Annotated in this window: 7 protein-coding genes (1 of these 7 only partly in view); 2 read left to right on the forward strand and 5 right to left on the reverse strand. The window is 66.2% G+C overall.

Annotated elements, in window-relative coordinates; genetic code table 11:
* The 5 genes from AXYL_RS24390 to AXYL_RS24410 all read right to left on the reverse strand — a co-directional run.
* Window positions 1–11256, reverse strand: the 5' portion of a protein-coding gene (locus AXYL_RS24390) for a DUF4347 domain-containing protein (RefSeq protein WP_041654226.1). Its footprint begins 20667 nt before the window's first position; only the first 11256 of its 31923 coding nucleotides appear in the window; it begins with the start codon at window positions 11254–11256; the stop codon falls past the left edge of the window.
* A 146-nt stretch (window positions 11257–11402) separates the two neighbouring features.
* The gene (locus tag AXYL_RS24395; protein ID WP_013395542.1) at window positions 11403–13064 is read right to left on the reverse strand and encodes a TolC family outer membrane protein; all 1662 of its coding nucleotides are present in this window, start codon (window positions 13062–13064) and stop codon (window positions 11403–11405) included.
* On the reverse strand, window positions 13057–13926 hold the full coding sequence (locus AXYL_RS24400; protein ID WP_013395543.1) for a hypothetical protein: 870 nt from the start codon (window positions 13924–13926) through the stop codon (window positions 13057–13059). The genes AXYL_RS24395 and AXYL_RS24400 overlap by 8 nt, the downstream gene beginning before the upstream one ends.
* 16 nt (window positions 13927–13942) lie before the next feature.
* A complete protein-coding gene (locus tag AXYL_RS24405) occupies window positions 13943–14731 on the reverse strand; it encodes a SapC family protein (protein WP_013395544.1) in 789 nt (262 codons plus the stop codon).
* A gap of 390 nt (window positions 14732–15121) precedes the next feature.
* Window positions 15122–15457, reverse strand: coding sequence for a hypothetical protein (locus AXYL_RS24410; protein ID WP_013395545.1), 336 nt, complete (start codon window positions 15455–15457; stop codon window positions 15122–15124).
* A gap of 277 nt (window positions 15458–15734) precedes the next feature.
* On the opposite strand from AXYL_RS24410, the gene AXYL_RS24415 reads away from it, so the two are divergent.
* Window positions 15735–16904 (forward strand): thiolase domain-containing protein, encoded by a 1170-nt coding sequence (locus tag AXYL_RS24415; RefSeq protein ID WP_013395546.1) that lies wholly within the window; start codon window positions 15735–15737, stop codon window positions 16902–16904.
* Window positions 16901–17314 (forward strand): Zn-ribbon domain-containing OB-fold protein, encoded by a 414-nt coding sequence (locus AXYL_RS24420; RefSeq protein ID WP_013395547.1) that lies wholly within the window; start codon window positions 16901–16903, stop codon window positions 17312–17314. Before AXYL_RS24415 ends, AXYL_RS24420 begins: the two co-directional genes overlap by 4 nt.
* Window positions 17315–17323: the final 9 nt, after the last annotated feature.

Here is a 17323-nt window from a genome sequence, read left to right on the forward strand (position 1 = left end):
GGACGCGCCGATGGCGGCCGATGCTCCCTGGGTGATGGAGATGCCCAGCGCGCCCGTGGCCGTCACGATGCGGCTGGCGTCCTGCGCCGACACCGACACCGCGCCAGCCTCGGCCCGCACCTTGTGTCCGGCTGCCGCGCCCGTGTTGTCGATGATGGCACTGACCTCGGAGCGCGAAATGTTCACGCCCACGGCGCCCGCGCCGCCCAGCGACTTGCCGCCAGCGCCGGCCACCGTGATGCTCAACATGCTGTTGCTCAGCGCATGGCCTTGCGTCAGCGAACCGATGTCCAGCGAGATCAGGCCGCCGGACGTGATGCGATCCACCGCCTTCTGCAGGCTGATGCCGCCCGTGCCCGTGGCCGCGCCCAGCTTCATGGCGATGCCGTCGCGAGCATTCTCCAGCGAGCTCGCCAGCTGATAGCGGAAGGCGCCGCCTTGCGAGGCATTGATCACGTAGTAGCGCTGGCCGTCCACCAGGCCAGCGATGTTGGCGCCCTGGCTGCGGTAGATGACCACGTCGCCCGTGGCCAAGCCCGCGTCGCTGGCGAACGAGAAGCTGTTTTCGCCTATGGCCTGACTCTGGGCCGAGGAGGCCGACAGCGTTGCGTCGGTCGGCGTGCCCTGGGTGATGCTGGTGTTCTGGGTGCCGTCGCTGCCCGTGCTGGTCGAGGTCTGCGAGGTCTGGCGCACCAGCGCAACCTGCGTGAATGCGACCATCGCGTCCGGATTGACCGAAATCGGCTTGTTCTGCGCGTCCAGCAGCTTGACGCCATTGGCATCGGTCAGGAAATACTCGTAGCGCTTGGTGGCGGCGTTGAACTCCGGCACATAGGCCAATTTGCCCAACGTCACCGCGGCGCCGTTCACGTCCTTGAAGCGCAGCGTGGTGCTGTTGACGACTTCAACCACATAGACGTGGTCGTCGGACAGACCCGTCAGCACGCCGTTTGCCGCCAGGTTGACGACGACCTTGTCCCCCGTGGCCAGGCCATGGGCCTTGGGCAAGGTCAGGCTGCCGTCCGCGTTCAGGGCCGCCCCCGCCGGATTGTTGACGCTGAAGCGCTGCAGCGCGCCGCCCACCGCCGCGCCGCTGAAATCGACCAGGTTGCCTTGACCGTCGCGCAGCTGGAACGAACGCTGGTCGGCGCTCAGGTTGACGACGTAATAGGTCACGCCGACTTTCAAGACATCCTTGCCCTGGGCCAGGATGCGGTTGGCCAGCACGTCCTCGATCTGGCCGTTGGCGCCGACCGAACCGCTGTAAACGATGGCCGCCCCTTCCTGCACGCCCGGGAACGGCAGCGCCAGGGTCAGCGTATTGGCGCCGGTATTCACCGTCGCGCCGGCATCCACGCCGTGGAAGGGTTGCAGGTTGACGCTGGTCGCTTCCTGCATGCGCACATGCGCGAAGCCGATCACGGCCAGGTTGGTCACGCTGCCGAATTGCAGCGCTTTGCCGCGCAGGGCGTCTTCCTGGGTATCCGCCAGCTGGATGATGGCCTGGCCGTCAGGAGCCTCGCGCCGGATCACGTAGTACACGCGGTCATTGCGCAGGGCCGTGCCGTCTGCCAGCGTGATGTTGCCGGCGCCCGAACTCAGGTAGACGCCGTCGCCGGTCTGCCAGCCCGAGAATTCGCCGCCCGTGCCGCCAGTTTGCGCCGGCATGCCGGCGTTGCCGCTATCGTCCTTGGCGCCGTTGATGACGGCCGCCGCATCGCCCGTGAAGGTCAGCGTGCTGCCGCCCTGGTCCACCCGGATGTCGCCGTCCCCCACCGGCAATTGGCCGCCGCCGTTGAGCTGGGCATTGCCGCCCGCGGCCATGGGGTCCACCAGGCCGGCGAATACGTTGACGTTGCCCTGCACCGCATGCACGTCGCTGCGCAGAATGGAAGCCGCGACCTTGGGATTGGCGGCGGCGCCGCCGTTGTCGGCCACGCCCACGGTGGTGACGGCTGCGCCCGAATCGGCCAGTGTCGTATTGTTGAAGGCCAGCAGATCACGGTCGAAAGCCGTATTGCCGCCCATGATGTTGACGGCCACGGCCAGTCCCACCGCCGCGCCCTGGGTCGCGATCGCGCCCGCCACCGTGATGGCGTACAGGGCCGACGCGTCCGAAGCATTGACGCGCACGGCGTCGCCCGTAAAGCCTGCCTGGCTACCTGCCTTGACGGTGCTGTCGCTGATGCGGGCCTCGGTGGCCGCGCGCATCATGTTGACGTTGACCGCTCCGGCCAGCGCGAACTTCTTGGACAGCGCGCCCGCCGCCCCCACCGATACCAGCAGCGGCGACGAATGCGCCGACACGTCTACCTTGCCGGTGACGTCCACATCCGCGTATTCGATCAGCGCGCTGGTGCGCGAGCTGAACTCGTTGACGCTGACCGACGCGCCCACGGCCACCGAGCCGCCGGCCGTGACCGCAACCCCGCCGGTCACCGCGACCAGCGTATTGTTCTCGGTCGCCTCGACCGTCAGCGACGAGGCGTCGATGCGGCTGCGCGCCGTGACTGCGCCGTTGCTGTCGCGGCTCGGCAGCACATAGGCCGCCACGGCGGACCCGACGCGGTTGACCTGCACCGAGCCCGCGCCCGCGAACTTCGCCTCGCCCATGCCCACGCCGACGCCGACCGCTCCGCCCCCCAGCGAGGACGTATCCTTGGCGGTGAGCTTCACCGCGCCATGGCCGCCGGTATCCACGGTCGAACCCTGGATGCCGGCCATGACGGCGTTGCCAATTTCGTTGTAGCTGACGGCGATGCCCACGCCCGCCTTCTTGCCTACGCCCGCAGCGCCGGTAACGGCGACCAGCGTGGTCTTGTCCTGAGCCCGCACGGTGACGTCATGGCTGCCGCTGGCGGCGCCGTCATAGACGACCTTGCTGTTGAGCAGATAGCTTTCGACGCGGTTGGACATGACATTGACGGACACCGATCCGCCCACGCCCGCGCCATCTCGCGCCGCGCCCAGCGCGCCCGCGAAGCCCACCGCAACCTGGGTGGATTCCGCCGACACATCGACACGGCCTGTGTACAACAGCTCGGTCACCTGGCGGATGCCCGCCTCGACCTTGCTGGTGCTGACGTTGACCGCGACCGCCGCGCCCACGCCGGCCTTGCCGTCCGAGCTGGCGACCGCGCCCGCCACCGTGGCCAGCACGCTCAGGTCGCGGGCCTCCAATGTCACGTCGCGCGCACTGACCTTGGCTGCGTTACCCAGCAGCGCGATGTTGGCGTAATCCGCCACGCCGACGGCGGCCGAACCGGCCACCGCCACGCCCTTCTGCCCCTTGGCGCCGGCCATGCCGGCGGCGATGGTCACGGCCACGCCGGTACGCCGCGCGGCCAGCGCCAGATCCGCCGCCACCACCAGTTCGCCCACGGCCAGCACCTGGGCGCGCGCTTCGCCGCCCAGCATGTTCATGCTATAGGCGCCCGCGACCCCCACGTTGGACTTTGCGCTATCCGACTGCGCGAGCGCAGCCGAACCCGAAAGGGCCAGCGTATGGGTGCCGTTTTGCGCCTCGACCTTGGCGTCCCCGCCTATCGTGATCTTCATGCCGGCGGCGTTGACGTAGGCCTGCGCGAAGTCGCTGACCATGTTGACCGCCACCGCACCCGAAATGGCTACGCCAGCCTTGGATTGCTGGCTGCCGGAGCCGCCTCCCGGCGCCGCGCCCGCATCCTGCGTCAGCTGAGTCACCTGACCGCTCAGCCCCTCCAGCTTGGAGCCCAGGTCGGTGGTTGACGCAGGCGCGGAACTGTCCGTGCCCGGCGCCGCATCGCCCTGACTAGTGGGCAGCTTGAGGTTGTCCAGGCTGGTACCCGTACCCCCTGCCCCGCCCGTGCCGCCCGCCCCCGTGCCGCCGCCCGCGCCCGCGCCCGCCACCGGGCTGGACACGCGCGAACCCGCCACGGCCAGATTGCCGACAAAGCCCTTGTTCTCCGCCCGGATCGTCAGCGCGGCCGCCGAGAACGATCCCACCGGCAAGGCCGTAGGCGCGCCATCCGCCGCGCGCAGCGTGTCGCCGATCAGGGCCTGCGTCCAGCGGTTGACGTCATTGATGGACACGCTCATGCCCACGCCCACTGCCTGCGATCCGGCGGCGGCGCCCGCCACCGTGCCAACCCAGGTCGCATCCGTCGCCTGGATGTCCGCCGCGCCTGCCGCCACGATGCGGGCGCCCCGGCCGACCTGGGCCAGGGTGGTCGCGCTGGTGGAGTTGACCAGCACCACGCCGTTGAGCGCCAGGGTCTTGGCCTGGCCGCCCGATGCCCCCAGCGTTACCGAAATCAGTTCATTGTCCGCATCGACCGTCAGCTTGCCCGCATTGATCTCGGCAGTGTCGCTGACCACGGCACGGGTTTCGTGCCTGGCCGCGTTCACGTACACCGACACGCCGATGGCCGAGCCTTCCTTCGAGCTGCTGCCGTACTCGAAGCCTTGGTACTTCGGCGTCAGGAATCCCTTGACCCGGTCCTTGCCATAGCTGAAGCGGCCCTCGGACGCGCCGCGGGGAGCGGCCTGCTGGAGCGACTTCGCCCCGCCCAGGGATATCGACGGCAGGATGATGTTGCCCACCAGGTTCAGGCGCTGCGAGGAGTTTTCCGCTTGCACCGTCACATCGCCGGCCGTGCCGCCGGACAGCGTCGTATTGATCTTGCCCGCGGCCTGGGCCTGGGTCTTGGTGTCCTGCACCAGCACCGTGAACGCGCCGGACAGGGCCAGCTTCTTGCTCTTGGCCGTGGCGCTGGCCCAGCTGCTGAAGCTGGACGAGATGCCGCCGGTGCTGGTCAGCGTGGCCTGCAGATTGTTGAGGAAGGACGCGGCCGCCTTGCCCGCCACCTCCGCCTTTGCCTTGGTGCCGTCGGCGTCGTTCCACTTGGTGTTGATGCCGTCGAACGGCGCGTACAGATTGACCAGCCACAGCTTTTTCGGGTCGATCTGGTTCAGGCTGCTGGCGGTGACCGCCACGTCGCCGCCCTGGGTGGTAATCGTGGCGAACTGGCTGACGGTCGCCTGGGTCTTGACATTGTCGATGCCGATGACCACGGCAGCCGCGGCGCCGAAGTCAGAACCGTCCGGACCGGCCGCGCGCTCGGGCTGGTTGGTCGTCAGGTTGTTCTTCTTTTTCAGGAAGGCCTGCTTGTCGGCGATGGGCTGGTCATCCACCCCGCTCATGACCGTGAGCTTGGTGTTGTATTGCGTCTGCGCATTGACGATGACGTCGCCGCCCGCCGTGCTGACCGTGGCCGCCGCCACGCCGTTGCCGATGCGGGCCGTGGTCGTGATGTTGTTCATCGACATGCCCAGCGCCGCGCCGACCTGGAACTCGGTGGAGGGGTTGTCGATTTCTTTCTGGATGTCGGAGTCGTACTTGGCGCGGTCCTCGAAATCCTTCTCTTGCTTGATTTCCTTGATCTTGTCGCCGAACTTGCCGCCCCGGCTATCCGACACCAGCGCGCTGAAGAAACTCTTGGTGTACTGTGCCCCGGTGCCCAGGCCGCCCAGGGCGCCGCTCACGATGGGGCTGACGGTCTTGGCGATGGCCGCGTTCTTGGCCTCGGTCTGCGCCGCCGTGAGGAAATCGCTGCCGGTGGCCGCGCGGCCGCCCAGTATGGTCTTGACGGCGATGGCGCTGCCGGCGTCCTGCGCCTTGGCCTCGACGGTCACCTTGCCCGCATTGCGCGCCACCACCGTGCCGTCCATAAAGGCCTCAGTGGTCAGCTGGTTGTACGCAAAGCCCACTGCCACGCCGACCTTGGCGTAGCCGGCCTTGTACTTGCCCGCTTCCTTGGAAGGATCGATCTTGCCGTCGGCCCCCGTCACCGGCTTGGTGTCGTCGCTTTCGGCCATCGCACCCGCGGCCGATATCGAAATCGTGCTCTTGTGGCTGGTCAGGGCCTGGATCGTCACGTCTCCGCCCACGCCGCTCAGCGCGTGGGTGATCGGATCGGTGGCATGCAGCAAGCCGGTTTCCAGTCTGGCGCCCGCGCCGATGTGCACGGTGGATTCGCTGATGATGACCGCCACGCCCACGCCGATCACCGCCGGCACGGCGCCGACCTGGCCCGGCAGCAGCGCGATCTCCATTTCGTTGGTGAGATCGGACTTGATCGTGATCGACTTGGATGCGATCACCGTGCCCTGCACATCGATGGTCGACTTGTTCTGCAGCACGCCCACCGCTATGCCGGCGATCTTCGCGACCAAGGGGCTCAGCTTGACCGTGGCCGACGTCGTGGACGTGATGCTCACGTCGCCGTTGGACACCAGCCGCGCCTGCGTGCCGACCTTGATCGACGAGTTGTATTCAATGCCGGCCCAGGCCGCCATGGCGCTGGCGCCGTCCAGGAACTTCATCAGGGCGTCGAAGGCCGAGTTGACGCCGCCCGCCAGCCCGCCCAGCACGCCGCCCTGGTTTGCGCCGTTCTTGATCAGCGGATCCAGATCGTAGTCTTTGCTATCGATCTTGCTGGTCAAGCTGACCCCGGATCCGCCGGTGTCCTTGGCCCACAGCGTCGCGTTGTTGACCGTGATGGCGGCGTCCAGCTTGTAGATCTGGGCCATCGCGCTACGCCATGGGCGGTAGCGTTGCGCCGCCAGCTCGATCGCGCCGGCCGCCAGCACGATATTTGCGCCGTTGCTGGCGCCGACGGTGATTTTCTCGCCTTCCAGACGCAGGGCATAGCCCGCATCCAGCGTAATGTTCTGCAGCACCGAGTACGACTGGCCGCGGATGATGACGTTGCGGCCGCTGACCGTCAACGCCTGATCGAGCGTGCCGCTGCCGATGTCCAGCACGTAATCCAACTTGTCCGTATTCGCGCCCAGCGTCACCCCGGCGATCGTGCCGGTCGTGGAGATCAGATTCGACAAGGCGGCGCTGCCGCCCAGCGCCATGACCTGCAGGCTGTTGCCTGTGCCGCTGTTGGACGCCAGCGTCACGGTCACGGTGCCTGCGGCGGTATCCGCCGGCTGCGTCACCACGAAGGAAACGTTGCTGGTATTGCCTTTGAGGGTGTCGTAGCCGCCGCGAGTGGCCAGCGTGACGGCCGGGGTCCAGATGCTGGCGTCCAGCGTGGTCGCGCCGCTGGTGTTGGTGGCGATGACCGTGGCGTCCGAGAATGGCGCGCCCGCGAATGTCACCAGGCTCGTATTGGAGCCGCCATCGACATAGTGCACATTGGCGTTCGACAGCACCGCGCCGACGCCGGTATTGACCACCAGGCTGTTGCGCGCGCCGGATTGCGTGGCGATGCTGTTGCCGGCGCCGGTATTCTGGCCGGGCTGGCCATAGTTCACGACGAACGTATTTTCCCCGCCGCCTGAGCGGATGGTCGAGTTGGAGCCAGCCAGTACGAACTGCGTCTGATGGCCGATGGCGAGCGCCGCGCCCGTCAGAACGCCCGTGCCGTTGGAGCTGCTTTGCACCTGTCCGGCCGCGATCAGGCCCAGCTTGTAGGCCGCGTCCGACAGGCTGACCGTCGAATTCGACACCGTGCCGTCGGCGTTCAGCGCCGTCTGCATGCCGGGCGCCAGCGAGAACACGCCGGAGTAGCCTGCCGCAATCGCGTCCTGGCTGTAGCTGATCTGCAGACGCCCCTGCACGTCCAGACTGGCCGTCAGCGCGTAGAGATAATCCCAAGGCGTGCTGCTGTCGCTGGCCGGAATCAGCTTGCCGGCATTGGGGCCGCCGACCGCGATACGCAGCGGCTCGCCCGCCGCGTTGACCATGATGCCGGCACCGATGGCGTCCAGCAGGTCCTGGATGGTGCGTACGCCTTCCAGGCCAACATCGACCCGCGCGTTAGCGTGGTTGGGAAACACGAACGCCAGCGCCGGCCCTTCCGCCGGCGTATAGCCCGAGCTCAGATCCGACAGATAGGTCCGCGTGGTCACACCCGTGTGGGCCGTGGTGTCCACGATGTTGGCGCTGCTGCCTTCCACCACGAAGCGGAAGTCGTTGACGTTGGTGAACGTGCTGTTGACCTGCGACGCGCCCGCCCCGATCTTCACCTGGCTATTGTCCAGGGACACGCTCCTGCCGCCGGTGAACAGCTCTATCGTGTTCGACCCCGCGGACCCGATCACCTGGGTGGCGTAGGCATTGCTGATAATGAAATAGTTGGACAAGCCGGCTATGCCGTCCAGCACCGCCGCCCCGGCAAAGCGCGAGGTATCGATCCAGTTGCCGTATTCGCCGCCGATGACGCGCACGCTGGAGATGCCGGCATAGGTGGAAGCGGTGGTTTGGGACTCGTTGGCCGCGCGCTGGATCCAGCCGGTGGCGCCCGTCTGCTGGAACGACACATAGCCCACGCCGCCGCTGGCCGCCATCTGCGACTGGTAGCCCGCGCCGTCCGTGCCCGTCAGGCCGTCGGCCGCCACCACCAGTTCGGTGGCCGCATTGGTGCCCGTGCCGCCGTACAGGTTGTAGCGGCCGCCCAGCAGCATGATCTGGTGCCGGGTGTTGTCGCCCGAACCCGCGCGGATCACGCCGCCCGCCATCAGGCCGCTGACCAGCACCGTATTGCCGCTGAAGGCCGACGCATCGATCAGCGTCGAGCCCAGGCCGCCGTTCAGGCGCGCCTGGCTGAAGGCGCCGTTCAGCGTATTGCTCAAGGTGGGAACCGGCACCCCGGTACCCAGGGGCGTGCCATCGGAGGCGTAGCTTGCCGACAGCTGATTGTTGGTAAGCGTGAAATTCCACTGGCCGTTCTCGTCCAGCGTGTTGCTTTGCGCGCCCGCCTGCGCCCACAGCTGGTTGGCGCCTTGATAGCCGGTAAAAGTATTGTGGCCCAGGCCGCCCAGCAGGACGTTGGCGCCCGCGCTGCCGATCAGCGTCAGGTCGCCACGGTAGTTCGTGCCGTCCAGCGTGACGCTGGTGGCGGCGTGATTCGTGCTGCCCGCCGCTGCCGCGGCGTCGATGGTGCGATAGTCCTGCAAGGTCACGGCGTTCACGCCGCGCAGGGTCACCGTGCTTGCGGTGCCCGCGCCCGGCGGCATGTTCGTCAACGTGGCCGAGGTCTTGTCGCCACTGAGCGCGGCGTCGCTTTCCACGCCCGCGATGTATTCGGTTGCGCCGCCTGCGGCCAGGTTGCCGATCACCAGATCGTTCCCGCCGCCGCCGCTGATGCGGTTCTGTCCGCGGCTGTAGGCCACGGTGATGATGTTGTCGCCCAGGCTGCCGACGATGTCGTTGCCATAGTCGCCACCCGCGCCGATGACGTTGCTGATGTTCAGCACGCCCGCCAGGCCGCTGGCGTCGTAGAGGCCGGTATTGCCGTCCTGGAAGTTCAGGTTGACGGTGACGTTGTCTTCATAGCCCGAGTAATCCAGCGTCGTCCTGCCCGCCACGCCGAAGAACATCTGTACATCGAGGTTGTTGACCAGCGCAGTCGCCAGGCCGTTGACGCTGCCGTCGGCCGCCACGCCCGCGCCCATGAAGACGCTGATGCCTCCGCCGGTCTGCACGCGGGCCGTGACATCAGTACCGAATTGGGTGAGGTCCAGTGTGTTGCCGCTCTGGCCGGCCTGCTGGGTCAGGGTGAAACCGAGGGTGCCGCCCGCGGCGATGTAGGTATTGCCGCCGCCGCTGCCCTTGACGATGTCTTGCGAGTTATTGATCGTGACCGTGGTGTCGCCCACCACCGTGATTCTGTTGCCGCCCTGCGTGGAACCCTTGACTCCGCTGATCGCGCGCACATAGCCGAATCCGGTCGGCGGCGGCGGCGGAACTTCTTCGCCATTGGAGTCCGCCGTGGGGCCGGACAGATCGACCGTCACGCCGGTCGCATAGCCGCTGTAGTCCAATATGGTCTTGCCGCTCTGCGCCGTGCCGATCAGGTTGAAGGTCTTGTCGCCGATCTTCAGGCTTTGCGTACCGTCGGCCGACTTGAACACCACGTTGACGACGCGCTGGGTCCAGTTGTTGCCGGCATCCACCGTCGAATACGTGATCTGGTAGGCGTCGTTGCTGCTGATGATGGCCGTGACATTGCCCCGGATGCCCGAGAAATCCAGCGTGTTATTGCTATTGTCGTCGTCTTCGTTGCGTATCCAGACGCCGTTCTCCAGCTTCATTCCCTGGCGCACTTCGATCGTCGTCAGCGCCGCGGTGGAATTGTTGTCGAACACGAATGTGTTATTGCTGCCGTAGCCGATCAAATGGTCATTGACCGCCACGCCCTGCAAGGTGGAACCGCCGCTCTGCAGACCGGCGGCGCTGGCCATCACGCCGTTCCAGCTGGCGACCGTCACCGTGTTGGCGTCGATCACGCCGCGGCGGTAATCCAGCGCCCAATCGCCGCCCAGCGCGGCGCTGCCCACGGTATGCGTGGCCGCCGCCACGTCGGCGCGCGTGATGGCCGCCAGGCTGTCCACGAAAGCGATGCCCGCGCGGCCCGAAGCGACATTGCAGCCATAGAGCAGGATGTCGCCATCATCCGACAGGGCGTCGCCCCAGGCGCGCAACTGATCCTTATAGGCGTCCAGCTGGCCGGCGCCCAGCGCGGCAGTGCCCAGCGTCAACGATCCAACGCTGCCGTGGCTCATGATCTGCACCGCGGCCAGGTCCCGATGCTGGCCCAGGACCTGCGTGATCTGGTCCACGCCGTCGTAGCGGCCGTCCAGCACGATGATCTCCGTGTCGTGGCTGCGCAGCACCTGCAATTGCGGGCCGTCGCCGGTGGGCCTTGCCAGCCCGTCCAGGCCTTCGGTCTTGCCGCTGATCAGGCCGTACAGGCCTTGTACGATCTGCTCGGCGTTGTCCACCGCCGGATCCACGAAGATGATCTGGCGCACCGGTGTCTGTTCGGAGTTCGTGGTGTAGCCGGGGATGTTGGCGGCCATCGCGGACGGCCGGGCCTGTCCCGCTTCCTGGCCTGGCAGCCAGGCCTTGGCATCGCCCTGGCGCGTGGCGTTGGCCTTGGCGTATTGCTCCAGCGTCAGCATCTCGCTGTGCTGGGTAGCGGTCTTGAAGGCAGCCCGCTCCACCAGGTAGGGATGCGAGCCGGGCGCGCTGGGCGTCTTGCCCTGGGCGCCGGCGGCCGGACCGCCGGCCCCGGGATGGGCAGGCGCCACCACCGGAGCCTGGTCGCTGGCGGGCGGCGGCGGCGGCACCAGCAATTCGGCCGACATGAGATAGCGGCGCTCCAGCGCCTCGAAGAGCGGCCGCCTGCGAAACAGGGATTGCTGCACCTCGCGGGAGGAACGGCCGGTCCAGAGTTTGCGCGCCAGTTTCTTCATGCTCATATCGTCGCTCGACACTTTTTGTGCGGACGCATGCAGCGCCCTGATTTAAACGATTCCGAGCCATCCGGCGCAACGCCGGACGGCCCTGTTGTAGTCTTGCCCGCGTACCGCCGGGCCTGCGCGTGGCGCCGCAAGCCCGTCTTGCCCTACAGCATCTGCTGGCTGATCGCCGCGATGTCCGCGGCGTTCAGCGTGCCGGCGGCCTGCTTGAGCTTCAGGCCGTCCAGCAGGAAGTTGTAGCCAGCCTCCGCCTGCTGGCGCTTGGCGTTGTATAGATTGCGCGTCGCGTCCAGCACGCTGACGATGTCGTTCAGCCCTGCCTGGAAGCCCTCTTCCTTGAGTTTCAGCGCCAGCTCGAACGATTCCACCGAGCTGTTCAGCGCCTTGATCCGGTCGATGCCGATCACGATGTTCTGGAACGACGAGAACACCTGGCGCTGCACCTTGCGGCGGGTCAGGCTCAGGTCGGACGAGGCCGCGCTCAGACGGCTGGCCGCCGCGTGGCTCATGCCGTAGGTGTAGCCGCCCTGGAAGATCGGCACCGACAGGTTCACCGTGAAGCGGGTGTCAGCCACGGTGCTGCCACCGCCAAACAGGCTGCCCCCCGTTTCATTGCGCCCCGTGGAGGCGCGCAGATTCACGCTGGGGTAGTAGCCGGCCTTCTGCACCGACACCTCCTTCTCCGCCACCGCCACGCCTGCCGAGGCCGCGCGGATCGACCAGTTCTGGTCCAGCGCCGTGCGCAGCCAGGCCTGGGGATCGTTGGGCAGGGGCAGCGTCATCGGCAGATCCTTGCGCACCGGACGCAACTTCAGGTTGCCGTAGCCGACGATCTCCTGCACGGCCTGCTGCTTGTCGAGGTAGTCGTTCCTCGCCAGCAGGGTGTTGGCGTCCTGGATGTCCAGGCGGGCCTGGACTTCGCTCAGGCCAACGCGGGTTTCCTGGCCGCTTTGGTAGCGCGCCTGCACCAGCTCCTGCTGCTTCCGGGTGGTGTGGCGTTCGGCCTCGGTCAGTTCGATCTGATCCTGCGCGGCCAGGACGCTGAGATAGGCGGTTGCCGTGCGCAGCATCAGGTCTTGCTGTGCATAGGCGTAGCTGGCCACCTCCTTGCGCTCGGCCTCCTGCGACTGGCGCCACTTGTGATATGCGCCCAGCTCGAAGATCGGCTGGTTCAGGGTCAGCGCCCAGCCGTTCTCGGCCCAGTTGGCGCGGCCCGTCTGGTAGACGCTATTTTCGCTGTCGACCACGTTCTGACGTACGCGGCTGCGATTGACTTCGCCGCTGATGCTGGGCAAGAGACCCGCGCGGGCGGACATGACGCCATATCCTACGGCCTGCAGCTCCTGGTAGGCCCCCTGCATCTGCGGATCATTCTGCAGCGCCATCATGTAGACCTGATCCAGCGTCATCGGATCGGCCTGGTCCGGCAACTGGGCGCCGTTGTACGCCGGCATGTTCTCCGCCAGGTACGACGCTGGCGCCGGGAACGTGGTGTTCTCGTCGAAACGCGGCGCGGGCGCGGGCGGAACCTCGTCCATCTGGGCGCTGGGCGTCGTCTTGCCAAAGCCCGAGTCCTCTTGCGGGGTGTGCTGGCCGATCTTGAGCGTGCCGCTTTCGGTTTGCGGACTGGAGGACGCCGCAGCCGAAGCAGACGCGGTCGCGGAAGCCGTTGCGGGAGTGGACGCGACCGGCGCTTTCTGGTCGCGCGTCGCGCAACCCGCCATGCCCAATGCGGCCAGCGCCGCCACCGCCAGCAGGCCCTTGCGCGCATGCGCCAGGCGGAAGAGAAGCTTGTCGTTGTCAGTCATAGTAGACAGTCAGAAACTCGTGTCCGTCCCGCGCGGCCCCGGCGGCCAGGCTATAGAGGCTGCGGGGCTCGTCGGGCAAAAGAAAACCCAGCACATCGCTTTCCGCCAGAGCCAGGCTGGCGGCAAGACGCAAGAGGTCGGGAATGAAAGCTCTCAAGGGCAGGTCTGCCCCGCGAAAGGTCAGCGTGAACGAATCGCGCCGGGTATCGGGCTCGTCCACTTCCAGGAACATGAAGCCGGCCGGGTCGGCTGCCACGCATGCTTGCGCCACGATCGCCTGCGCGACCTGCCGCAGCACCGGGTTGGCGAGCTTGGCCAAATAGGGCTCCAGATGCGCATCGAACGCCGCGCGGTCCTGCAGATAACGCATGCGATAAGTGGTCACGGCCGCCTCGCGCTGCGTGGCCGGATGCCATTTGTAGCCGCAGCCCAAAGGCAGGACGCCATGCTGGCGCAGCGCCTCGGACGTGGGCATGAACTCCAGGTAGACGCGGTACGTGCCGGCGGCGCCGTCGGGTTCGTAGGCGAAGAACATGGCGCGCGCATGCTCCATGTCCTGCACCACCCGCATCCACAGCGACTGCGGCATGGCGAGCGCGCGCGACAACGTGGCCAGGTCCAGCTGGCGCCAGTTTTCGCGCTGGATGCCCAGCATGAAGCGATTGCCGACCAGGCCCGCGGCCGAAAACTTCATCGACCACTCGACCCCGTCGATCTGCCGGTTCTTGAACACCGCGAGCAGGCGGTCCGCCCAGATCCGTTGCTCCCCCCGCAGGGTATGCAGGGGGATCTGGATCTCGGGCTCGGCGCCGGCTTGGCTGGGGGCCGGGCCGATCGCGGGAGTCAAGGTGGCGGTCAGCATGGCCCTGCGGCGCGGATCAGGCCGCGGACGCGGCGGGCGCGGCGGCGCTGGTGGGCGCAGCGTCCTGCTGCTGCGCCTTCAAGCGGCGTTGCTCGTCCAGTTGCATGGCCAGGCGCTGGACGTTGCCCAGCGACGCGCGATGCAGTTCGATCAGGCGCAGGATGCCGGCACGGTGCAGCTCGGTCACGCGGGCATCGTCGATGCCGGCGAACTTCTGCTCGTCCACGACCCAGAAGCCGCTCAGGTAGCGGTCGCCGTCGGCCTGCGAAATCGTGATGGTCTTGGCCGTGAGCAGACCCAGCTCGTTCAGGCGCTGGGCCATGCTCTTGGTCAGTTCCATCTCGCCCTGGAACACGCGCAGGAATTCCATCATCTGCGTCAGGTAGCCGGTTTCCTTGCCGTCTTCGAACAAAGCCACGCCATCGGCGGTATTGACGCCGGGATAGGACTCATCGATGCACACGGCCAGTCGGTCGGCCTCGGCCGTAGTGCCCAGCACGAAGGGATAGCGGCGGGCAAAGGCAGGCACATAGGTGTCGGCCTTCCAGGTGCCCAACTCGGTCACGAACAGGTTGGACTTGTCTTCCAGGCCCAGCAGCACGGCTACGTGGAAGTTGCCGGCGTCGTCGCCCACGAACACGATGGGATAGTGGCGGCCCGCGTCGGCGAATTCGCTGGCTGCGATGGGTAGCGCATTCGTGTCCTGCGCGAATGCGTAATGATCCGGCTGAATCTGGATCCTGGTGTCCTGGTGCGCTGCCCGATCCAGCGCCACAGCCCGTTCATAAAACACAGTCGCTGACATGCTTCCAACCCTCCTTGCCTGTTTTTGCCAGTCACTAACCAGAGCATTACGTAAAAGTTGCACACACTGTTTCTGAAATGCAGCCTTTTTCGCTCAAGTCAATGCATCATTTTGTCTATTGACTGCAAGTATTAGACGGTGATTGAAACTCTTCGTCTATACCTGAAACTAGGTATATCTCTGTATGGCGTAAGGCTTTTTTCTGAGTTACAACTAGTAATATCGTAATAAATTGATGTATTTCACATTGATGCGAGCAATGGTGCGTAAAAAAACCCGCCGCCGGGGCAACGGGTTCTTGATTGCGTTGGCTAGCTTGTCGGCCCCAGCGTTCCCGGCGCGAATTGCCTCACGCCAGTCCCGCAAACCCTGCCGCTCGCGTCACGCCCATCAGCTGGCGGCCTGACAAGCCAACAGTTCCTTGTCGGTAATCACCCACTTGTCGGCGCCGTCGATCTGGACATCTTCGAGCACGCACTGATCGCCGTCCTCGTCGACGACACGGACATCCCACTTGCCCCGGGTCACGCCGGACAGAGTGAGCGAATCGCCCTTTTGCAGCACGTCCTTGTCCAGGTGGTCTTCGCCCCAGCTTTTTTGCTTGCCGGGCGAAAAGTAGATCTCGTGGATTTCCCAGGACGACTGATTGACGAACACGACGTCCGCAGCCGAGGCGACGATGGGAAAGCATGCCAAAACCGCGGCTGCAAATTGCCGAACCTTCATTTATTCACCGTTGGTAGAGTGGGTTGAAATAGTTGATGCGCACTCTAGCCAACGAAGTCATGCGCGCCTATCACTGAAATCAGTGATATTGCGTCGTCCGAAGGTCATGCAGTCCAGCTCAAGACCAGCCCTTCACGCCAGCCGATGAGACCCATAGCCGGGCTGAGTCCCGCCGCGGTCCGCTCTGTCAAGAAGTAAACAGACAGCCCGCTGCCAACGCACGTAGATTGCTCCTGACGCGGCCTGGCCGCATGGGCCACGGCCATCGGAGACCATCTTGAGCATACGCGGCAAAGCCTACATCGTCGGCGCCTACGAACATCCTCTGCGCTACGCCCCCCAACATTCCGTGGCGCAACTGCATGCCGAATGCGCGCTAGGCGCGCTGGCCGATGCCGGCCTGAGCCTGGCCGACGTGGACGGCTACTTCTGTGCCGGCGACGCAGGCGTGAGCCCCGCCATGCTTGTCGATCATATGAATCTGCGGTTGCGCCACGTCGACGGCACCGAAATCGGTGGCGGATCGTATCTGGCGCTGATCGGCCACGCCGCGCAGGCGATTGCCAGCGGGAAATGCCGCGTGGCGCTCATCACTCTCGCGGGCAAGCCGCGCAGCGCAGGCCAGGCAACCGGCACGGAAGCGCGTCAACTAGGACCAGACCGCCCCGCGGCGGCCTGGGAAGCTCCCTACCGCTGGACCGTCGCAGGCATCTACGGAAATTTCGCGCGCCGCCACATGCATGAGTACGGCACCACTCCCGAGCAACTGGCCTGGGTCAAGGTCGCGGCTTCGCATCACGCGCAGCACAACCCGCACGCGTTGCTGCGCAAGGTGTATAGCGTCGACGACGTGCTGGCCTCCCCCATGATCGCGGATCCGCTGCGCCGGCTGGACTGCTGCGTCATCACCGATGGCGGCGGCGCGCTGGTGCTGGTCGCGCCCGAGGTGGCGCGCAGCCTTTCCCGTCCGCGCATCCGGGTGCTGGGCTGCGGCGAAACCATACGCACCAACAACGGCGGCCATCACGCCGACATGCTCCACACCGGCGCAACACGCTCCGGTCCGGCGGCCTTTTCCGAGGCTGGAATTACGCCGCGCGACGTCAAGTATGCGTCGGTGTACGACAACTTCACCATCATGGTGATCATGCAGCTCGAAGACCTGGGCTTCTGCGAGAAAGGCGCAGGCGGGCGTTTTGTCGCCGACGGCAACCTGATATCGGGTGTCGGACGGCTGCCCTGGAACACCGACGGCGGCGGACTCTGCAACAACCACCCGGCTAATCGCGGCGGCATCACCAAGGCCATCGAAGCCGTGCGCCAACTGCGCGGCGAAGCCCATCCCGCCGTACAAGTCCCCAACTGCAACCTGGCCCTGGCCGCCGGCCCCGGGCTGGTGTTCGGCATAGGCCACTCGCACGCCACCGTCATCCTGGAACGCGAATGAACATGGAAAGCCACGCCAAGAACCTCGAGCATGATCCCTATGCGCAGGCCAACCCGGAAAGCCTGCCGTTCTGGGAAGCTGCGGCGCAATGCCGCCTGGTGCTGCCGCGCTGCCGCGCCTGCGGGAAATGCCATTGGTATCCACGCGGCATCTGCCCGCTGTGCGGCTCCACCTCGCTCGACTGGGTCGACGCGCAGGGTTCCGGCACGCTGTATTCCTTCAGCGTCATGCGGGCCGCAGCTCAGCCGTACGCCATCGCCTACGTGCAACTGGCTGAAGGACCGCTGCTGCTCACCAATATCGTCGACTGCGATCTCGACCGCCTGCGCATCGGCCAGGGCGTGCGTGCCGCCTTCCGGCCCACTCCCGAGGGACGCTGCGTCCCCGTATTCACCGTCATGCCTGACTGAAGGAAACGC

The sequence above is a fragment of the Achromobacter xylosoxidans A8 genome (genome assembly GCF_000165835.1).
GTDB lineage: Bacteria > Pseudomonadota > Gammaproteobacteria > Burkholderiales > Burkholderiaceae_B > Achromobacter > Achromobacter xylosoxidans_B.